The sequence below is a fragment of the Janthinobacterium pasteuri genome (genome assembly GCF_051380775.1).
Taxonomy (GTDB): domain Bacteria; phylum Pseudomonadota; class Gammaproteobacteria; order Burkholderiales; family Burkholderiaceae_D; genus Janthinobacterium.
Genome location: NZ_JBNYXS010000021.1, coordinates 74741 through 95356, shown reverse-complemented (window position 1 = coordinate 95356; position 20616 = coordinate 74741). Strand labels below are relative to the sequence as shown.

Annotated in this window: 19 protein-coding genes; 7 read left to right on the top strand and 12 right to left on the bottom strand. The window is 62.7% G+C overall.

What is annotated here, in order from left to right:
* Positions 1-36: 36 nt before the first annotated feature.
* The 6 genes from ACQ4WN_RS19945 to leuC all read right to left on the bottom strand — a co-directional run bounded on the left by ACQ4WN_RS19945 (position 37) and on the right by leuC (position 7401).
* Positions 37-2517: a motility hub landmark protein FimV gene (locus ACQ4WN_RS19945; RefSeq protein WP_436553083.1), complete on the bottom strand. Its 2481-nt coding sequence runs from the start codon at positions 2515-2517 to the stop codon at positions 37-39.
* Positions 2518-2761: 244 nt separating this feature from the next.
* The gene (gene asd / locus ACQ4WN_RS19940) at positions 2762-3889 is read right to left on the bottom strand and encodes an aspartate-semialdehyde dehydrogenase (RefSeq protein ID WP_436553082.1); all 1128 of its coding nucleotides are present in this window, start codon (positions 3887-3889) and stop codon (positions 2762-2764) included.
* A 45-nt stretch (positions 3890-3934) separates the two neighbouring features.
* Positions 3935-5005, bottom strand: coding sequence for a 3-isopropylmalate dehydrogenase (gene leuB / locus ACQ4WN_RS19935; RefSeq protein ID WP_436553081.1), 1071 nt, complete (start codon positions 5003-5005; stop codon positions 3935-3937).
* A 10-nt stretch (positions 5006-5015) separates the two neighbouring features.
* Positions 5016-5663: a 3-isopropylmalate dehydratase small subunit gene (leuD, locus tag ACQ4WN_RS19930; protein ID WP_436553080.1), complete on the bottom strand. Its 648-nt coding sequence runs from the start codon at positions 5661-5663 to the stop codon at positions 5016-5018.
* Between the two features lie 51 nt (positions 5664-5714).
* A complete protein-coding gene (locus ACQ4WN_RS19925; protein WP_010400408.1) occupies positions 5715-5837 on the bottom strand; it encodes an entericidin A/B family lipoprotein in 123 nt (40 codons plus the stop codon).
* Between the two features lie 160 nt (positions 5838-5997).
* Positions 5998-7401, bottom strand: coding sequence for a 3-isopropylmalate dehydratase large subunit (gene leuC, locus ACQ4WN_RS19920; RefSeq protein WP_436553079.1), 1404 nt, complete (start codon positions 7399-7401; stop codon positions 5998-6000).
* A gap of 329 nt (positions 7402-7730) precedes the next feature.
* On the opposite strand from leuC, the gene ACQ4WN_RS19915 reads away from it, so the two are divergent.
* Positions 7731-8870 carry a S41 family peptidase gene (locus ACQ4WN_RS19915; protein ID WP_436553078.1) on the top strand — a complete coding sequence of 380 codons (1140 nt, stop codon included), beginning with the start codon at positions 7731-7733 and terminating at the stop codon, positions 8868-8870.
* Positions 8871-8932: 62 nt separating this feature from the next.
* Here the strand turns inward: ACQ4WN_RS19915 and ACQ4WN_RS19910 are convergent, their stop codons facing one another.
* Together ACQ4WN_RS19910 and ACQ4WN_RS19905 are read right to left on the bottom strand one after the other, a co-directional pair.
* The gene (locus ACQ4WN_RS19910; protein ID WP_436553077.1) at positions 8933-10813 is read right to left on the bottom strand and encodes a chemotaxis protein CheA; all 1881 of its coding nucleotides are present in this window, start codon (positions 10811-10813) and stop codon (positions 8933-8935) included.
* Positions 10813-11670 (bottom strand): protein phosphatase CheZ, encoded by an 858-nt coding sequence (locus ACQ4WN_RS19905; protein WP_436553076.1) that lies wholly within the window; start codon positions 11668-11670, stop codon positions 10813-10815. Before ACQ4WN_RS19905 ends, ACQ4WN_RS19910 begins: the two co-directional genes overlap by 1 nt.
* A 467-nt stretch (positions 11671-12137) precedes the next feature.
* Here ACQ4WN_RS19905 and ACQ4WN_RS19900 point away from each other — a divergent pair, with 467 nt between their 5' ends.
* The 6 genes from ACQ4WN_RS19900 to ACQ4WN_RS19875 all read left to right on the top strand — a co-directional run bounded on the left by ACQ4WN_RS19900 (position 12138) and on the right by ACQ4WN_RS19875 (position 16693).
* Entirely contained in the window at positions 12138-12605 is a 468-nt protein-coding gene (locus tag ACQ4WN_RS19900; protein WP_436553075.1) for a universal stress protein, read from the top strand.
* A 183-nt stretch (positions 12606-12788) separates the two neighbouring features.
* Entirely contained in the window at positions 12789-13394 is a 606-nt protein-coding gene (locus ACQ4WN_RS19895; protein ID WP_436553074.1) for a response regulator, read from the top strand.
* A 363-nt stretch (positions 13395-13757) separates the two neighbouring features.
* Entirely contained in the window at positions 13758-14567 is an 810-nt protein-coding gene (locus ACQ4WN_RS19890) for a Crp/Fnr family transcriptional regulator (RefSeq protein ID WP_436553096.1), read from the top strand.
* A 251-nt stretch (positions 14568-14818) separates the two neighbouring features.
* Positions 14819-15016, top strand: coding sequence for a hemin uptake protein HemP (gene hemP / locus ACQ4WN_RS19885; RefSeq protein WP_034750559.1), 198 nt, complete (start codon positions 14819-14821; stop codon positions 15014-15016).
* 85 nt (positions 15017-15101) lie between these two features.
* Positions 15102-15428: a hypothetical protein gene (locus tag ACQ4WN_RS19880; protein ID WP_436553073.1), complete on the top strand. Its 327-nt coding sequence runs from the start codon at positions 15102-15104 to the stop codon at positions 15426-15428.
* Between the two features lie 38 nt (positions 15429-15466).
* Positions 15467-16693 carry a DUF2325 domain-containing protein gene (locus ACQ4WN_RS19875; protein ID WP_436553072.1) on the top strand — a complete coding sequence of 409 codons (1227 nt, stop codon included), beginning with the start codon at positions 15467-15469 and terminating at the stop codon, positions 16691-16693.
* Between the two features lie 32 nt (positions 16694-16725).
* On the opposite strand, the gene ACQ4WN_RS19870 is transcribed toward ACQ4WN_RS19875, so the two are convergent.
* The 4 genes from ACQ4WN_RS19870 to ACQ4WN_RS19855 form a co-directional block, all read right to left on the bottom strand.
* Positions 16726-17277 (bottom strand): glutathione peroxidase, encoded by a 552-nt coding sequence (locus ACQ4WN_RS19870; RefSeq protein ID WP_436553071.1) that lies wholly within the window; start codon positions 17275-17277, stop codon positions 16726-16728.
* Between the two features lie 69 nt (positions 17278-17346).
* Positions 17347-18711, bottom strand: a complete 1365-nt coding sequence (locus ACQ4WN_RS19865; protein WP_436553070.1) for a sulfite reductase subunit alpha — start codon at positions 18709-18711, stop codon at positions 17347-17349.
* Between the two features lie 12 nt (positions 18712-18723).
* On the bottom strand, positions 18724-19764 hold the full coding sequence (locus ACQ4WN_RS19860; RefSeq protein ID WP_436553069.1) for an FAD:protein FMN transferase: 1041 nt from the start codon (positions 19762-19764) through the stop codon (positions 18724-18726).
* A gap of 26 nt (positions 19765-19790) precedes the next feature.
* Entirely contained in the window at positions 19791-20615 is an 825-nt protein-coding gene (locus ACQ4WN_RS19855; protein WP_436553068.1) for a DUF4198 domain-containing protein, read from the bottom strand.
* Between the last annotated feature and the right edge of the window lies 1 nt (position 20616).

Genomic DNA, 20616 nt, shown 5'->3' with positions numbered 1-20616 from the left:
TACCGGCGCAGCAGCCTGCTGCGCCGGCAGGTATTGCTAGCTGAGGAGAGCTCTCATGGTATTCGCCTTGGCAACTTGTTCCGCGCTGCCGCCCTTGATGACTTCATCGATCAGCTCGCGCGCGCCTTCCTTGTCGCCGATTTCCTGGTAAGCGATCGCCAGGTCCAGCTTGGTATCCATTTCCATGTGGATGGCCGACAGCGGGTCGTCCACGCCCACGCTGGCCGTCTTGCCATCGTTGAGGTCCAGGTCGATGCCGGACAGGTCGAATTCCTGTGCCGGCGGTATGGCTTCCGGCAAGGTGGCTGGCGTTTGTGCGTCGTCGAACAGGCTGTCGAGGGAAGGCTCGGCCGCCGCCACCGGTGCGGCAGCAGGAGCCACGGGCTCGTCGAGGTCGAAATGGGCCAGGTCCACATCCTTCAACGGATCAGGCAAAGGCGTCAAACCGGCACCCACGCCATTCACGGGGCCCGCTGGCGGCTCCAGGTCGAGGCCGAAATCCATGCTGGCGTCATAGTGCGCATCGTGCGCAGGCGGCTGCGGCTTGCTGTCCGGTCCCGGCATGACGATCGGGTCGCTGGTGGAGACGGGCTCGAAATCAAGGCTGTCGAGGTCAAAATCGAGAGGATCGCGCGCATCGCGGGCGCTGACAGAGGAAACCGGCTCTGCCGGCGCCAGGTCGGCCGACGGCGCCGGTGCAGACAGATCGTCGGGCAAGTCCATGCTCTGACCGCGCAAGTCGTCGCCGCCCCCCTTGCTGAGGCTGACGACGGCATCATCTTCCGTATCGCCATACAGGGGGTTGGTGGGGTCGAGCGCCAGGCCCAGCGCGGCCGCCTGCGGCCACTCTTCGCCCTGGCCCCGCGTCAGGCTGTAGAGTTCGCTGGCCTGGTCTTCAAACGCGCGCACATCGTTGCGGGCCGAATAGATTTCCAGCAACTTCAAGCGGGCCGCATGACGCTCGGGATGGAGGCGCAAGGCTTCCTTGAGGATATCTTCCGCCTGGCCATCGCGGCCGTAGGCGATATACACGTCCGCTTCGGCGACAGCGTCTGTTTCATTGCCTTCAAGCATGCTGGCACCCGCTGCGGCGGCCACGCCGGCAGCGGCGGCGCCCGTGCCGAACAAGTGGTTGCTCGCTTCGGACTGCTGGTCTTCCGGCGCCAGACCGGCCGGCGGCGCCACTGGCGGCTCCGCTTCGAACTCGGGGGCGATATCTTCGGCGGGCGGCGGCGCTTCCTTGCGGCGGCGCGCGATCACCAGCGCCGCCACGGCCGCCAGCAACGCGGCCAGGCCGATGCCGATGGCACCCAGGTGGTCGCTGATCTTGTCGGCCAGGGTGGGCTCCAGCGGAGACGGTTTTTTCACCAGCGGCACCGGCTTGGCCTTCGGTGCGGGCGGCTGAGACACGGACGGCGGCGCCTCGGCCGACGCGCTGGCGATGGCGCTGGCAGCGACCTCGGCCGGCTTGGCGGGGGTGGGAGCGCTCTTGTCGGCCATGGCCTTGCTCTTAACCGCCATCAACTTTTCCAGGTCGCTGACGTTCTTTTCCAGCTCTTTGACGCGCGCGGCCGCTTCATCGACCTGTTTGGCCTTGGCGATCTTGTCTTCCTCGCTGGCAACTGCGCTCTTGCCGGCCGACTTGGCCGCCGACTCCGCCTTCGACAGTTTCAGTTTGTCTTGCGATTCGCTCACGGCCGTCGGCTTTTCCTGCACCTTGGTCGCGCCGATCTTGCCAGCCGTGCTTTGCGTCGCTTGCGCCGCCTTGGCCGGCTTGCTTTGCGATACCTGGCCCGCCAGCTTGTTGCGATAGGCTTCGAAATCGATGGCGTGCGCCGTCACGATACCCTTCGCTGCGGCCGCATCGGTGGCGCGCACGGCGTCCGCGCCCGGCACGGCCAGGATGCGCCCGGCTTGCATGCGGTTCATGTTCTCGCCCCTGAAGGCATCGGGATTGGCGCGGTACAGGGCGACAAGCATCATGTCGAGCGAGACGCCCGATGGTTTCAGTTCGCTGGCGATGCGGCTCAGGGTGTCGCCCGCCTTGACCTTGTATTCGCCAGCGGGCTTCTTGCGTGACTCTTGCGCCGCCGCCGGCTCCACATTGCGCCCGGCCCGGCCTGGTTCGGCCGGCGCCGTCACTTGCGCGCCGCGCGTCTGGCGCGCTTCGGGCGTGTCGAGCACGAACGCATATTCGCGCACCTGGCGCCCGCTCTTGCTGCTCAGTTCCAGCAGCAAATCCACCATGGGTTCGGCCACCGGTTGCGCCGAGCTGATGCGGATGAAGGACTTGCCGTTGCGGCTTTCCACGGCAAACGTCAGCGCGTTCAGGGCGGGATTGAATTCCACGTTGGCCTGGCGGTAGGCATCCGGCGGCGCCAGCTTGGCCAGCAGGCTGGTTGCCTCGCCTGGCTTGACGGCGGATAATTCGACCTCGGCGCGCAGCGGCTGGCCGGCGGCGGATAGCACCGTGATCTTGCCCAGCTCGGCTGCGGATACCGCCGGTGACAATAACACCGCGCAGGCAACAGCGCTGCTGAGTGTTTTGATGGCAAGGGAGGCGACCCGGGGACGAGTGTGTACAGGCATAATTGGCGGCATCTTAGTTGACATGGGAAAACAGTTACTTTTCCAGAGGTATCAACATATCATCATGCCCATAGCTATGCAAGCTCCGCATGGTTGAGCCTTGACGGACTCAGGACGAAAAAAAAGCCGGGAAAACAGCCCCGGCTTGATCTTGATCAGCAATTTATTGCCATTACGCGTCCAGCAAAATGCGCAGCATGCGGCGCAGCGGCTCGGCCGCGCCCCACAGCAATTGGTCGCCCACGGTGAAGGCGGACAGGTATTCGCCGCCCATGCTCATCTTGCGCACGCGGCCGACGGGAATCGTCAGGCTGCCCGTGACGGCTGCCGGCGACAGGTCGCGCACGGACGCTTCGCGCGTGTTCGGCACCAGCTTCACCCATTGATTGTTGCTGGCGATGATGTCGTTGATTTCATCGAGCGGCACGTCTTTTTTGAGCTTGATGGTCAGGGCTTGCGAATGGCAACGCATGGCGCCGATGCGCACGCACAGGCCATCGACAGGAATTTCCTTGGTGCCAAAATCGATGCCGCGGCCCAGGATCTTGTTCGTTTCCGCGCCCGCTTTCCATTCTTCCTTCGACTGGCCATTGCCCAGGTCCTTGTCGATCCATGGGATCAGGTTGCCGGCCAGCGGCGCGCCGAATTGCTTGATTTCATCCGGGGAATAGCCGTGCTGGGTGGCCAGCACCTGACGGTCGATTTCCAGGATGGCGGAAGCGGGGTTTTCCAGCAGCGCCTTGACGGAGCTGTTGATGGTGCCAAATTGCGTCAGCAGCTCGCGCATGTGCTGCGCGCCGCCACCCGATGCCGCCTGGTACGTCATCGACGTCATCCAGTCGATCAGGTCGTGCTGGAACAGGCCGCCCAGGCCCATCATCATGCACGATACGGTGCAATTGCCGCCGATGTAATTCTTCACGCCCTTGCCCAGCGCATCCTTGATGACGTGCAGGTTGACGGGATCGAGCACAATGACAGCGTCTTTTTCCATGCGCAGGGTCGATGCCGCATCGATCCAGTAGCCATTCCAGCCCGCTGCGCGCAGCTGCGGGAAGACCGCGCTCGTGTAGTCGCCGCCCTGGCAGGAAATGATGATGTCGCACTTGGACAGTTCGGCGATGCTGTTGGCATCCTTGAGGATGGTTTCATTCTTCGCCATGGCCGGCGCCGCGCCGCCCGTGTTCGAGGTGGTGAAAAACACCGGTTCGATGTGGGCGAAATCGCCCTCTTCCTGCATGCGCTGCATCAGGACCGAACCGACCATACCGCGCCAACCTACCAAGCCAACTAATTTCATTACCATTCCTCAAGATGAGACGGCGACTGCCGTCATTAGACTATTTTATCCCAGTGCTTTTACAACTGCATCGCCCATCGCCTCGGTACCCACCAAGGTGGTACCCGCTTCGTGGATGTCGGCCGTGCGCAGGCCCTGCGCCAGCACTTTCTTCACCGCACCCTCGATGCGAGCTGCCTGCTCTTCGCGGTGCAGCGAATAGCGCAGCATCATGGCCGCCGACAAAATCGTCGCCAGTGGATTGGCGATGCCCTTGCCCGCGATATCGGGCGCCGAGCCGTGCGATGGCTCGTACAAGCCCTTGTTGTTGGCATCGAGCGAAGCGGACGGCAGCATGCCGATCGAGCCCGTCAGCATGGCGGCCGCGTCCGACAAGATGTCGCCGAACATATTGCCAGTCACCATGACGTCGAATTTCTTCGGTGCCCGCACCAGTTGCATGGCCGCGTTATCGACATACATATGATCGAGCGCCACATCCGGGTATTCCTTGTGCACGTCGATGACGATGTCTTTCCAGAACTGGAACGTTTCCAGCACGTTCGCCTTGTCCACGCTGGTCAGACGCTTGTCGCGCTTTTGCGCCGCCTGGAAGGCTACGTGGGCGATCCGGCGGATTTCGCCTTCCGCATAGCGCATGGTGTCGTAGCCTTCGCGCTGGCCCTTGAACGGACCGTCCGGGCACTCGCGCACGCCGCGCGGCTGGCCGAAATAAATGTCACCCGTCAATTCGCGGATGATCAGGATATCCAGGCCGGACACTACTTCCGGCTTCAGGGTCGAGGCGCCCGCCAGTTCCGGGTACAGAATGGCCGGACGCAGGTTGGCGAACAGGCCCAGGTTCTTGCGCAAGCCCAGAATAGCCTGCTCCGGGCGGAACTGGCGCTCCAGATTGTCGTACTGGTAGTCGCCAACGGCGCCGAACAGCACGGCATCGGCCGCTTTCGCCAGCGCCAGCGTGCCTTCCGGCAAAGGGTGTCCATGGGCCGCATAGCCGGCGCCGCCCACGGGCGCCGTTTCCAGCTCGAACGATTCGCCCAACACATTCAAGACCTTGACGGCTTGCGCGACGATTTCAGGACCGATGCCGTCGCCGGGTAAGATTGCAATTTTCATGGAATGATCTTTAGATAACGTTGGCGAGCCAAGGCTGATTGGTCAAATGACGCTCTTCGAAGGCGCGGATATCGTCGGCATGGCGCAGGGTCAGGCCGATATCATCGAGGCCATTCATCAGGCAATATTTGCGAAAGGCATCGATCTCGAACGGGTACGAAACGGAACCATTGCTGGTGCGCACGCATTGCTGTTCCAGGTCCACCACCAGCTTGTAGCCGGGGAAAGCCTTGACTTCATTGAACAGGTGCTCGACCTGGCTTTCCGACAGCACGATGGGCAGCAAGCCGTTCTTGTAGCAATTATTGAAGAAAATATCGGCAAACGAAGGCGCGATGATGGCGCGGAAGCCATATTGGTCCAGCGCCCACGGCGCGTGTTCGCGCGAGGAGCCGCAGCCGAAGTTCTTGCGCGTCAGCAAGATGGAAGCGCCCTGGTAGCGCGACTCGTTCAGCACGAACTCCGGGTTCAGCGGGCGACGGCTGTTGTCCTGGCCCGGTTCGCCATGGTCGAGGTAGCGCCATTCGTCGAACAGGTTGGGGCCGAAACCACTGCGGTGGATCGATTTCAGGAATTGCTTCGGGATAATCGCGTCGGTGTCGACGTTGGCGCGGTCCAGCGGGGCGACCAGGCCTTCGTAAATCGTAAATTTATCCATGCTGTTTCTACTCGGTAAGACGGGCGGCGCTGTGCGCCGACACGTCACGGTTTATTTTCCGCCGGCGCCAGTGACGACCTGGCCGACTTTCTGCACATCGCGGCCGATGCCGGAGACGGTGTTGCAGCCGGACAAGATGACGGTGGCGATGAGGAGGGCGAAGAGTTTTTTCATGATGATTTCGTTTATTTCAGGGAAATGGATGGCGTTAGTGTAAACCAGCAACTGAAAGCTGGGGTCAGTCCTCACGGATCGGAATTTTTTCCACTGGAAAAAATTCCCCCGGCGGGTCTGACCCCAGAATTTAGCTGCGTTGCCACGCAGCACCCTTAATTCATCGCAATCCCCGCACGTCGACAAAGTGGCCGGCGATGCCCGCCGCCGCCGCCATCGCGGGCGACACCAGGTGGGTACGGCCGCCCTGCCCTTGCCGGCCTTCGAAGTTGCGGTTCGAGGTCGAGGCGCAGCGTTCGCCCGGTTCCAGACGGTCGGCATTCATGGCCAGGCACATGGAGCAGCCCGGCTCGCGCCACTCGAAACCGGCATCCTTGAAGATGCGGTCCAGGCCTTCGCGCTCGGCCTGGTCCTTGACGAGACCGGAACCGGGCACCACCAGCGCCAGGGTGACGTTCGAGGCGCGGTACTTGCCGCGCACCACGGCGGCCGCCGCACGTAAATCTTCGATGCGCGAATTGGTGCAGGAACCGATGAAGACCTTGTCGATGCGGATGTCTTCGATGGCGGTGTTCGGTTTCAGGGCCATGTAGACCAGCGCCTTTTCCATCGCATCGCGCTTGACGCTGTCTTTTTCCTGGTCGGGATCGGGCACGCGGCCATCGATGCCGACCACCATCTCGGGCGACGTGCCCCAGGTCACTTGCGGCACGATGTCGGCGGCGTTGAGGGTGACGACCAGGTCGAAGCGGGCGCCCGCGTCCGAATGCAGGGTGCGCCAATAGGCCACGGCGCGTTCCCAGTGCGGACCGGCCGGCGAAAACGGGCGGCCCTTGACGTAATTGATGGTGGTGTCGTCCACGCCGATGATGCCGGCGCGCGCGCCCGCCTCGATGGCCATGTTGCACACCGTCATGCGTCCTTCCATCGACAGGGCGCGGATGGCCGAGCCGCCGAATTCGATACAGTAGCCCGTGCCGCCGGCCGTGCCGATCTTGCCGATGATGGCCAGTACGATATCTTTCGCCGTCACGCCGGCCGGCAAGGCGCCGTCGACTTGTACCAGCATGGATTTGGATTTCTTTTGCAGCAAGGTTTGCGTGGCCAGCACGTGTTCCACTTCGGACGTGCCGATGCCGTGCGCCAGCGCGCCGAAGGCGCCGTGCGTGGACGTGTGCGAATCGCCACAAACGACCGTCATGCCGGGCAGGGTCGCGCCCTGCTCGGGGCCGATCACATGCACGATACCCTGGCGCTTGTCGTTCATGTTGAAGTAGGTCAAGCCGTAGTGCCTGGCGTTCTTGTCCAGGGTCTCTACCTGCAGGCGCGAAACCGGGTCGGCGATGCCGTCGGCTCGGCTGGTAGTGGGCACGTTATGGTCGGCCACGGCCAGGTTGGCGGAAACGCGCCACGGCTGGCGGCCTGCCACGCTGAGCCCATCGAAGGCTTGCGGGCTGGTGACTTCGTGCAGCAAGTGCCGGTCGATGTACAAAATTGTCGTGCCATCATCTTCGGCCCGAACAACGTGGGATTCCCAGAGTTTGTCGTAAAGCGTCTTCATCATGATTTATGCAGCGTTGCCACAGCCTGTTTAAGTGATCAAGTGATACCAAGTCATACGGTGATCCACAAGGATTATGCCATACATTGCGCAATACAGAACCGAAACAGGCAAAAGCGTGGGATTGGCGATACAAAGTTTGGCCACATCGTTAGATGTGAGCTGGAAATTGCCGATGTCAGCACATTGGCGGCATGCCGGCCCCATCCGCAGGCGGGCTGCCGAACGAGTCACGGCGAGACCATAATTTAATATTTTTTTCCCAATCTTTCGTGTATTGTATTTCGACAACAATAGCCAGCGCACACGCGCCACCACACTTGGGAATCTCGATGAAACTGAACTTGTTAGCGCTGGCCGCCCTGACCCTGGCCGCGCTGCCCTTGGCCGGCGCCCATGCGGCGGCGTCCACGCCGGGAGAAACCTGCGTGCAAGACTTGCGCGACATTGCGCCCTTCCTGCTGGAAAACGATACGGGCGCACGCGCCCACCTGGCGCAAAAGGGCCAGGCCTATTTCGACCTGGCGCTGGCAAGCGCAAGCGAGGCCGCGAAAAACACTGACGATGAGTCTGCTTGTGATGTAGTACTGGCTAATTATCTGAGTCAGTGGCGCACAGGCCATCTGCAAATCGTGCCCAGCGCAGCATTGAAGCACAGCAAACCAGCGCCGCCCTCCACGCCCACTGCAAATACGGTTGATACAAGAGCGCCATCGCTGCAACTGCTGTCACCTCGGACCGCCTTACTGACACTGCCCAGTTTTTTTCCTCGGTACAGCAAGGCAATCGCCGATCTACTGACAAGCCAGCGCCACGATCTTGCCACCCGCCCCAACTGGATCATTGATGTCAGGCGCAATAATGGCGGCAGTGATAGCACTTATGCCCCCCTACTGCCATGGATCAGTTCAGGCGAGATCGTCAGCGTGGGTGGCGAATGGCTGTCCACGCCAGCCAATATCGCCGGACAGGAAGGTATCTGCGCTCTGTTCGCCCCCGGTGATGCCTCGTGCACGACGCATAGTGATCAAGCCGTCGCCCGGATGCGCAGCGTCCAATCAGGCCAGTTCGTGACGCAGCAAGCCGATGGACCTGTCAGCTATGGAAGTTTTCCCAGAAATAAAACGCAGCCGGCCCGCGTCGCGGTGCTGGTCGATCGCGATTGCGGGAGCTCCTGCGAAGAATTCCTGCTGGTGGCGCGGCAAAGTTTTCGTGTCAAACTGATAGGGCGCAACAGCCATGGCTCCCTCGACTACTCGAATTTGCGCCTGCATGCCCTGCCTTCAGGAATACGCCAGTTAATGTACGCCACCTCGCGCTCTGCCCGTCTGCCGCAACTGCAGGTCGACCTGGATGGCATCATGCCCGACATCTATCTGCCGCCACCGAAGGACGAGGCGCAACGCGCCCAGGAAATCGTGCGCGTGCAGCGCTGGCTCGAAGGCGGTAGTTTACGCCCCGGCGGCGCTTGACTGCACAATGAAAAAAGCCCGCTACAGACAGCGGGCTTTCCAAAGACTCAGCGATAGTTACGTCAGGCTGCCAGCCGCACGCTACCTCGACACCCGTCCATCAGGAACGACAGCCCCACGACCAGCACCAGCTCGCCTTCGGCCGAACGGGCAGTACCGGTGATGCCTTCCACGGTGATGGCCGTCATCGGCTTGATCACCAGGTCGGCCGTCCCATCGACGGCTGCCACGGCGAGAATGTACGGCTGTGGCGCAGCGACAACAATGCCCACGCGCTCGCTGCACGATTCGTAGCCCAGGGCGCCGGCCAGCGAACGTACGGGCAATGGACGGCCCTGGTCTTTCAGCACGGGCGCGCCACCCACTTCCATGAAGGTTTCCGGCAATTCGACGACGCGCTGCACCACCGCCATCGGCAGCGCCAGCGCGGCGCCCGACGTCGACACGAGCATGGTCGGCACGATGGACAGCTCGATCGGCAGGCGGATGGCAAACTTGGTGCCCTTGCCCAGGGACGACTCGATGTGGATGGCGCCGCGGTTTTTCTCCACGGCCGTCTTGACCACGTCCATGCCTACGCCGCGTCCGGAGACGCTGGAGGCCACTTCCTTGGTCGAGAAGCCCGGCAGGAACACCAGCTGGAAGCATTCATCGTTGCTCAATTGCGCGTTTTCGCTGATCAAGCCCTTTTGCTGGGCCTTGCTACGCAGGAAGGCTGGGTCCATGCCCTTGCCATCATCCTGCAGCACGATCATGACACTGTTGGCTTCCTGCCAGGCCTTCAGCGAAATATACGACTTGGCGGGCTTGCCGGCAGCCAGGCGCGCTTCCGGCGATTCGACGCCATGGTCGAGCGAATTGCGCAGCATGTGCACGAGCGGATCGTACAGGCTGTCGACCACCACGCGGTCGACTTCCGTCTCCGCGCCTTCGATAGTGAGCTCGACATCCTTGCCCAGATCCTTCGCCAGTTCACGCACCAGGCGCGGGAATTTCTGGAACAGTCGACCCACGGGCTGCATGCGCGTGGCCAGCGTGGCACGCTGCAGTTCGGTCGAGTAGCGTGAAGCGCGTTCCAGGGTTTCCGCCAGGGTCGCCATCAGGGTAGCGGCCTGGCCTTCGAATTTGAATTGCAGCAAGCGTTCGAGCAGCACGGCTGCCTGGTTGGCAGCCTGCACCGACTCGCCGGCCACTTCCAGCAGCGCGTCGAGCTTGACGGCGTCGACACGGATGCTATCTTCCTTGACGGGCGCGGCATGGCGCACTTCCGGCCGCTCTTCACGGCGGTCCACGCCATCCCATGCCTTGCCGGCCGGCTTGGCGGCAGCGGCCGGCGCCGCGACCACGGCGGCAGGAGCAGCAGCGATGGCGGACACTGGTGCGGCAGCGAGCCGGCTAGCCTCGGGCACGACGGTGTTATACATGCCTTCCCAGTCCAGGCCATCGGCGCTGGCGGTGGCAACGGCGGCAGGCGCGGCCACCACAACTGCGGCGACCTCGGCAACGACCACGGCGGCTTCCGCCACCACGGCGGCGGCAGGCGCGTGTGCGTCCATGCCCTTGCCTTCGATGGCGTTCGTGAGGATGTGTTCCAGCTCTTCCGGCATGGCTGGCAAGCTTTCCGGCGCGGCACCATTGGCCAGTTCCGTCAGCTGGTCGGCCACGAAACCGGATGCTTGCAGCGCCGCCTCGATGGCGATCGGGGTCACCGGCGCGGCGCCCGTGCGCAAGGCGTCGAACAGATTTTCCGTCAGATGGCAGGCCGCCACCAGCGCGGGCAAGCCCATGAAACCGGCGCCACCCTTGATGGTGTGGAAGGAACGAAACACGGCATTCAGTGTTTCCTTGTTGTCAGGATCACGCTCGAGGCGCAATAAGTGCTCTTCAACATTAACCGCAAGATCCATCGCCTCAACGACGAAATCCTTGAGCATATCGTCCATTAGAATCCCAAATCCGCAAGAAGGTCGTCTACATTATCCTGGTCCAGCGCCACCGACGGCACGGACGGGCCCTGCATCAGCGGCACCGGCTTTTGCGCCAGTTTTTCGCGCACCTCGGCCGGCGCGTTGTCGCGCAGCAGCTGGGCAAGTTCGTGCTCCACCGTCTTGGTGATGTTGACCACTTTTTTGATCAGCTGGCCCGTGATGTCCTGGAAGTCCTGCGCCATCATGATTTCCAGCAAGCGCGCTTTTTCCGCTTCCGTTGCCTCGGCAACGGCTTGCGCGAACTGGCGCGAGTCGCCGGCCAGGGCCTTGAATTCTTCCAGGCTCAGCTTGCCATCGAACAGCGCCGTCCAGCGGCTGTCCATGTCCTTGGCTTTCTTCGACAGCACATCTTGCGCCGGCATGCCTTCGTCGAGCGTATTCAGGACCTTGTTGGCAGCCTGTTCCGTCAGCGTGGCGACATATTCCAGGCGGTCCTGGGCATCGACGATCTGCGACGACGCTTCCGTCAATGCCTTGTCGTAGCCCAGTTCGCGCAGCGAATCGTGCAGCAAGCGCACGATGCCACCCAGGCGTTCGAACATCGGCTTGTCGGACTGGTCAACCGGATCGGCCGCTTCGTCAGGCACGCCTGCGGCAGCTGCCGGGGGCGCTTCCGGTGCGGCGGCGACTGGCGCTTCCGCTGCCGCTGCCGGCACGGCGGCGCTGGCCGACACCGAGTCGAACAGCGCGTCAAAATCGTCGTCCGCGATCACGGCTGCGGGCGCTGCGGCAGGCGCGGGCTTGGGAGCGGCCGCACTTTGCGCAGATACTTCATCGAATAATGCATCGAAATCATCAGCGGCGTTGGTCATATCCCTGCTTCTCCATAATTTGTCAAAATTCCGCCTGAACTGTGCGTTTTACAGACTGATACCCACAATTTCTCGATTAAGATGATTTGAGGCAATACCGCTGCGATGGTGCGAGTGTAGCAGGGCGCCGCCCTGTTGGTAAATCTCAAAACGCGCTTCCTGGTGTAAAGCTGGTCCATAAGAGCTTTTCCGTCAGGAAATAAGTGTTCCAGCCGTTGTATTTTGAAATACTACCATTGGCGTGCCTGCAAGACCACGCGCCGCACAAGAAATCCTGCTCGCGGGCGCCTGCGCAACGGTGCGCCAAGAATATCGTTGCGGCTAAAACACGATCTTTCTACCAATGTTGCCTATACTGAAGGTGCAATAGTATTGATAATTATCAAGTCTTTACATGAATACCATGCTGCCGTCGCGCCTACAATAAGGGGCGTTGCGCGCGCTGAGCCACCGCCAAAGGACCTGCCATGTATAAGAAAATTCTGATCGCTACGGACGGCTCCACCGTCTCCAACCTGACGGCCTGTGCCGGCGTTGCCTTTGCCGAACAGATGCAAGCCGACATCCTTGCCGTGTACGTTGCGCCCGAATACCAGTATCCGGTGTACATCGAAATCATTCCACCAAGCTATCCCAGCGAGGAGGAATACCGCATCGCCATGCGCAAGGCGGGTGCCGACCACTGGCAGCCCATCCTCGACGCGGCCGCCAAGCGGGGCCTGGAAGCGACGGGCCTGACCGCCTTTTCCGACAGCCCCGCCCTGAAAATTGTGGAAGTGGCGCAATTGCAGCAATGCGACCTGATTTTCATGGGTTCGCATGGACGCAGCGGCTGGGGGCAATTGCTGCTCGGCAGCGTGACCAACAAAGTGCTGTCGCACTCGACATTGCCAGTGCTCGTACATAGGCTGATCAAGGAACCCCCATCCAAGTAAGAGGTAAGATGGCCACGCAGGCCGCCGCAGCCCATATATTGGGTAAAAGATTGGGTAACAGATTGGGTAAAAGGCAAAACTGCGGCCATTTCGATTAAAATGACAACGTTTCTTGTTTTTTAACACCAGGCCGGCCGCAACTAAACGGCCAGGGCCAATTACACGCTTCCAGATTGCGCGCCTATGATACGTATTGTGATTGCCGACGACCACACCATCATGCGAGAAGGATTGAAGCGCATCCTTGACGGCGCGCCGGACATCGACATCGTGGGCGAAGCCATCGACGGCTTTGAGGTACTCAACCACATACGCCAGGGCGGCTTCGACCTGTTGCTGCTCGACCTGTCGATGCCGGGCCGCAGCGGCGTCGACCTGATCCGGCAAATCCGCAGCGAGGCGCCCAAGCTGGCCATCCTGATCCTCACCATGCACGAGGAAGAGCAATATGCGGTGCGCGCCATCCGCGCCGGCGCGCAAGGCTATCTGACCAAGGAAAGCGCGGGCACCCAGCTGGTGGGCGCCATCCACAAGGTGGCGTCGGGGCGCCCCTACATCAGCGCCGAGGTGGCAGAACAGCTCGTGCTCAACATCATGATGCCGAATGAAAGCTTGCTGCACAAACAGCTTTCGGACCGCGAGTTCGAAGTCTTTTCCCTGCTGGTGGCGGGCAAGTCGATCACGGAAATCGCCAACAATCTGCACCTGAGCGTGAAGACGGTGAGTACACACAAGACGCGCATCATGCAAAAGATGGGCATGAGTTCGCTGTCGGAAATGGTCCAGTAAGCCGTGGCGCACCGCCTGCTGTCCCCCTTCAAGACCTGACCGTGCGCGCCAGCGCGTAGGAACAATCCTACATCAATTGCCACAGCTCCTACTGCCATATTCAGCCACTGCTGATATTAATTGCATACGGTTGTTGGCATACTGAAACCAGTCATCAAGTTGCTGGGAAGTTACTTCATCACACAGCAAGTCTTCAGCGAATCGAGATTCACACGCCTGGACGCGCGCCGCCCTTTCCCTGCCCGCCGCCCTGTGCACCTTGTCATTCAACTCTGAACTACCTGTTACCAGGAGATGAACATGCTGTCCACGCAAACGCCTGAAACCCGCGCTGCCGCTCCATCACTGCCCCCGTCCTCTACAATGGAAGCGGGGCGCCAGCGCCAAGGTCGGCTCTGGTCGAACCTGAAGGAGGTGTGCGACCTGCTGCATATCTCCAGCGCCTGCACCATCGCCGCCGACGAACTGCTGTTCCAGCACGTGCAATTCAAGACGGGCCAGCGCGTGCACACCATCGGCCAGCCCTTCGACACCCTGTATATCGTCAATTCGGGCTTCCTGAAAACCGTGCTCATCGACGAGTTCGGCAATGAGCAGGTACTCAGCTTTCCCATGAAGGGCGACATGCTGGGCGTCGATGGCATCCACTCGCGCCATTACTCCTCGGAAGCGGTGGCCCTGTCCGACTGCGACCTGATCCTGCTGCCATTCAAGAAGCTGACGGCGCTGGGCCGCGTGCACCTGGAACTGGAAAATGTCATGTATGGCGTGATGAGCCGCGAACTGGTGCGCGAACAGGCGATGATCGGCATGCTGGGGGCCCTCAGCGCCGAGGCCCGCGTGGCGCGTTTCCTCGTCTCGCTGGCCGACCGCTTCGCGCAGATGGGCTACTCGAGCAAGCTGTTCAATCTGCGCATGACGCGCCATGAAATCGGCAGCTACCTGGGCCTGACCCTGGAAACGGTCAGCCGCACCCTGTCCGCCTTCAATGAAATCGGCCTGATCACGGTCGACCAGCGCACCATCGGCATCAAGGATGCGGACGCCCTGAAAACCCTGCGCCGTTTGCCGCCCTCGCGTTCGCGCGCCAAGCAGCTGGCCGCCGCCAAGCTCAAGGCCGCCACCACCACCACCACCACCACCGCCTCGGCACAATTGCTGGCCACTATTTAATACCGTCCCGTTTACTTCAAGCTTGGCACAGGCTTGACCCGACCAAGGCGCGCACCGCCTTGCCGGGTCTTTTTTGCTGCCGCTCCCCTTCCGCGCCGCGCCTGCGGCCGCCTTTGCACAGCCCTCTCATCCCAGCTGCCCTGGCGGCATAAAAAAGCGCAAATTTCGCACAAATAAGCCTTGCTTTTCGGGCCACATTCAACAATAATGCAAATACGAATCATTCTCAACTGAGACAAAGAAAGCCCAACATGCAAAGCTCAAAACCAGCCTTGATCCAGGATGCCGCTACCGCCCATGTCCGTCCTCCCGTCAGCATGGCGCAACCGGCGCGCCGCATCACCAGCGAAGCGCTGCTGCAGCAGGGCCGCGAAGTGGAGATTGAGCACAGCGGCAAGATCTATCGCCTGCGCGTCACCCAATTGAACAAGCTGATCCTGACTGCCTGAAGCAGCACGGCAGCCAGTCACCACACTCGCCAGCCAGTCGCGCTCCGTGCGCGCAGCCAGCCAAACCACCGCACAGGAGTGTTTGATGGCGAACGACAGACCTTCCCCGATGTTTCCGTCCCCGCAGGGCCAACAGCCTGAATTACTGCTGTCGGCCGTGCTGCACCTGATGTCGCACTACCATGCGGGCAGTCCCTGCGAGAAACTGGCGGGCGTCATCGAACGCCATCTGCAAGTGTTGTCCAGCTCGTCCGACCTGGGCCCCGTGCTGCAAGCGACCTGCCAGCAGTTGTCGCAGCAATGGGCCACGCTGGTGGCGCTGCACCGCCCCGCGCCGCCCAAGTCCACCTTGTTTGAGCGCCTGGCATGCCTGCTGAGCGCCAAGCGCCCTGCCTCGCCCCTGCCGCAATAATTTTTCTTCGACACCCCACCGCCTAACAGGATATCGCCATGTGTGACAAAGACCAGTCCCTGCCCGTCATCAGCAATTGTTCCAGCGGCGAGGCCGAAACGGCCGCACTCGCTTCGCGCCGCCGGCGAATGTGGGAACTGTCGCATACCTGCCATTGCCCGCTGGTCGGCGTGGGCCTGCCGCTGGGCTACCTGCGCAAGCTGGTGGGCAAAATGACGGGTGGGCGCGTGCTGGCCGACGACTACGAAGTGCACGTGGGCGCCGTGACGGAATGCGGTGCGCGCAACCGCCTGTCCGAAGCCCTGCAAAAGGAACTCGAACGCCGCTACGCCCCCGTGATCCTGCGCTTTCGCGGCGCCAAGACCACGGAACAGGTAGCGCAACTGTGGCGCACGGCCGTCGCCAACGGCGACGTGTCGGGCGCCTTCTGGGCCGGCCTCACGCATCCGCGCTGCGACGCCGAGCTGGAAGAGCAGATGTGCCGCGACTTGCACATGATCCAGCACCAGGCCGGTGCCTGCGTGCGCGCCGACATGGGCAAATTTACGGCCTTGCAGGAAGAAAATGCGCGCCTGACGCACGAACTGACCAAGCTGCAACAGCGCAGCCAGGCCATGCTGATGGAAAAAACGGGCGAACTGGAACGCCAGGAAGCCGTGCTGCTGCGCACGCGGGCTGAATCGATCGGCAAGGATAGCGTTATCGACGGCTTGCGCTTTGATCTGGCGCAACTGCAGGCCGCCATCCCGGCGCTGGAATCGCGCACGCGTCTGGTCGAACGCCTGGCGCAAATGGATGAGCGCGAAAAGGAATTGCGCCAGCAAATCACGGAATTGAAGCAGGCCCAGCCACGTCCAAGCGCCGCCGTGCCGCCACCGGCTCCTAAGCTGGAAGTGCCGACGGGCGGCAAGCTGAAAATGCCGATCCGCCTGGTCGATCAAAGCGTGCTATGCGTGGGGGGGCGCAGCGGCAATGTCGCCACCTACCGCGCCCTGATCGAGCGCGTGGGCGCGCAGTTCGCCCACCACGACGGCGGCCTGGAAGACAATGCCAACCTGCTCGATTCGAGCCTGGCGGCGGCCGACCTGGTGATTTGCCAGACGGGCTGCATCAGCCACAGCGCCTACTGGCGCGTGAAAGATTATTGCAAGCGCACGGGCAAGCGCTGCGTCTTCATCGACAACCCCAGCATCTCCAGCCTGGCGCGCGGCTTGCAGGAAGTAAGCGGGGAAATGGAACCGGCCGCGCTGAACACGGCGGAGTAACAAAGGCGGCGCGGCAAGCGCCGTCGATACGCTCAGGCCTGCAGCTCGCGGTCGATGGCCTCGCGCAGGATGGCATCGTCGACCGTGGTGTCGGGCGAGAAACGCCCCACCACCGTGCCATCCTTGCTGATCAAAAACTTCTCGAAATTCCACAGCACGTCGCTGGGCTGCTCTTGCGTGATGCCGTAGCCGGCCAGCCTGGCGCGGAAATCGCTGCCCGGCTTTTCCTGCGCCTGCGGCTGCTCCTGCACCAGGCGCTGGTACAACGGATGCTGGCCCGGTCCCTTGACGACGATTTTTTGAAACAGGGGAAATTGCACGCCGTAGGTCCCGCGGCAAAAGTCCGCGATCTCGGCATTGCTGCCCGGCTCCTGCGCGCCGAATTCATTCGCGGGAAAACCGGCCACCACCAGGCCCTCGGCCTGCTTGTCGGCGTAGAGTTTTTCCAGTCCTTCGTACTGCGGCGTCAAGCCGCAGGCGGAGGCGACATTGACCACCAGCACCACCTTGCCGCGATACGCGTCCAGGCTGGCGGGCTCGCCATTGATGCGGCGCAGGGGAATGTCGTAAATGCTGTCGCTCATGATGGTTCTCCTCGGATGAACCTATCATGATAACGGTCGCCGCGCGAACGCGCTGGCGGCGTCAAAAACTCAGTACACGTCGCGCCGGTAGCGCCCTTCTGCCGCCAGCGCATCGAGCGCGGCCCGGCCCAGCATCTCTTGCAGGGCCTGGTCAACGCCGCCCGCCATGCCGGCCAGGCTGCCGCAGATGTAGATGGCGGCGCCCTGCTCCAGCCACAATTTGACTTCGTCGGCATTGCCGCGCAGGCGGTCCTGCACGTAGGTGCGCTCCGTCTGGTCACGCGAAAACGCCAGGTCCAGGCGCGGCAAGTCGCCGCTGGCGTGCCAGCCTTCAATTTCCTCGCGATAATGGAAATCGTGGGCAGCGTTGCGCTCGCCAAAGATCAGCCAGTTGCGCCGCTGTCCCGCCAGCACGCGGCTCTTCAGGTGGCCACGCAGGCCGGCGATGCCGCTGCCGTTGCCAATCAGAATTAATGGCCGTTGGGCATTGTCTTCCAGGCGGAAACGCCGGTGCTGGCGCAAGCGCAGCTGCACCACGTCGCCCACAGACGCCTGCGCCGTCAGCCAGCCCGAGGCCAGTCCCAGGCTGCCATCGGGATGCGCATGCTGGCGCACCAGCAGGTGCACGCTGCCATCGCGCGGGATCGAGGCGATCGAATACTCGCGCGGCTGGGCGGAATCCGCGGGCGCGGCCACCTGCACCAGGTCGCCCGACTGCCAGTCAGGCAAGGCACCCGCCACGGGTGCCAGTTCCACATGGTAGATGGCGCCACCGGCGCTGCCAGGATTAAGCAAATGCCGGCCCGTCAAACGCCAGTCGCCAAAGGCAGGGGCGCTCCAGTCGGGCGCGTCGCTGGTGCCGGCCAGATGGCTCAGGTGCTGGAACCATTGCTCGATGGCGGCGCTGGCGCTGCGGTCGACCTCGATGCACGGGAACAGGCGCGAGGCACCCTGCGCCGCCAGCCAGGCATCGAGCGAGCGGCCGAAGCCGCAGAAGTGACCGTAGCTGCGGTCGCCCAGGGCCAGCACGGCGTAATGCAATTGCGGCAGCGCCAGCTCGCCCGTCATCAGCCTGCCCATGAAGGCGGCCGCATTGTCGGGCGCATCGCCTTCGCCATAGGTGCTGACCAAAAACAAGGCCCGTTCGGATTGCTGCAGATCAATGGCCGTGACTTCGACCAGCGCGCACAGGCGCACGGGAATGCCGGCCAGTTGCAAGCTCTGCGCCGTTTGCGTTGCCAGTTCCTCGGCATTGCCCGTCTGGCTCGCATACGCCACCAGCCAGGCGGGGCTGTTGGCCAGCGCCACCCTGGCGGCAGCGGCGGCGCGGCGCCTGGCGCGCGCGCGCAGCCAGGGTGCCAGGCACACGCCCGCATAACTGAGGGACAGGGCGGCCAGCAAGGCCAGCCGAGTCGTATCGTGCGTAAAAATCATGGAGTTAATGGTTCATTCATCGAGCATGGCCAGCATGTGGCTGCTCAGCATTTCGTGGTAGCCATGGCCGTCGCGCTGCAGGAAGCGCGCGGCCAGGCCCTGCTCTTCGGCCAGCGCCATGCCGGCATCCAAGCCCAGTACGGTCAGCGCCGTCGACCAGGCGTCGGCTGCCATGCACTCGGCGTGCACGACGGTGACGGAAGCGAGTTGATTGCTGATCGGCATGCCGCTGCGCGGATCAATGGTGTGTGAGAAACGCACTGTACCGTCCTGGAAGAAACGCCGGTAATCGCCCGAAGTGGCCACGGACAAGCCGTGCAGCGCCAGCAGCATTTCTGCGGGATGCTGTGTATTCCCGGCACTATCGGCGGCGCCATCGACCTGTTCCAGCAGCACCCACCACGGCTGGCCGTCGGGCTTGCTGCCGGCGCCGCGCAGCTCGCCGCCCACTTCGACCAGGTAATGGTGGATGCCCTGGCTGTCCAGGTAGCGGGCCAGGCGGTCCACGCCATAGCCCTTGGCCACGGCGGACAAATCCAGTCGCAAACCGCCGGGCTGGCGCACGCGGCGGGCCGGCAAGTCCAGTTCCAGGCGGCGGTGCTGGCGCTGCGACAGCAGCAGCGCCACGGTATCGTCTTTCGGCGGCAGGAAACCGGGCTGATCGTAGCGGTTGCAGGGACCGAAGCCCCACAGGTTGACGAGCGCACCCGCGCACGGGTCATACGCGCCGCCGGACGCTTGCGATACGTGCATGGCAAAGCCCAGCACCTCGCAAAAGGCGGCGGGCAGGCTGTGCCAGCTACCGGGCTCGGCCCGGTTGAAGCGGCCCAGGTCGGACGCGTCGCTCCAGTGGCTCATTTGCGCCACAACAAGATCCAGCTGCTGCTGCAAGCCCTGCTGCAAATCGGCGCTGCCCGCGCGTCCCGGCATGGCGGTCTCCAGCAGGCGCACCGACCAGCTGGTGCCCATAGCCAGGCCGCGCAAGTCCCGGATCGCGGCGCCGGGCGGCGCGACCTGATCGGAAATATGCTGCGGCAACAGGACCCGGCGCATCGGCGCTCTCGTGAAGACGCCGCCGCTTACTGCGGCAGCACTTCCACGGTAGCCGCGTACGTCATGCGGCGCTCGGGCATGGCTGGCGGCTGGCCGGCCACGGCCGGAGCGGCCGCTGGCCAGGTGCTGCTCAGGTAATACATGCCTGCCGCCGGCAACGTCAACGTGATCTCGCCCTTGGCATCGGTGCTCTGGCGAATTTCCCCCAGCACGCCACGGTAGCGCACGCCGCCGGGCACCAGGCTGAAGGCCTGGTTGGCTGCCGGCTTGCCATCGACCAGGAAGCGCCACGTGGCTTTTTCGCCCGCGCGCAAGTCGTTCGGATGGGTCACCGGCACGAATTCCAGGCCCACGCCCGTCGGCTTGAACACTTCCGTGCTGGTCTCGCCATTGCTGAAGAAAGTTTCCAGGCGGCTGGCCGTGCGCGTGATTTTCACGTCTTGCGCATCGGCCGGCATGTCTTTCTTGAAGGTTTCCTCGTTGCCGCGGAAACGTTTCTGCTCGCCATTTTGCTTGTAGCTGGCCATCACGTTTTGCGACACGATGGCCGCCTTATACGTGCCCGGCTTTTCCATCTTCACGTCGAAGACGCTGCGCAAACGGCCCGTGACGGTATTCGCCGGCGCCACTTTCGCGCCATCCGGGCCGATCACTTGCAGCGCGTCAAGGCGCAGCGGCTGGTGGTCGATCTCGAACAGGCCATCGGAGATGGCGGCGTCCACCGTCACCCAGGCATCCTTGCTTTCCACCATCGTGCTCGATGGCACCATCCAGCCCCGATGGGCGTGTGCGTTCATGGCCAGGCCGGCCAGGGCCAGGGCGATCAGCGGTTTATTGAGTTGCTTCAACATG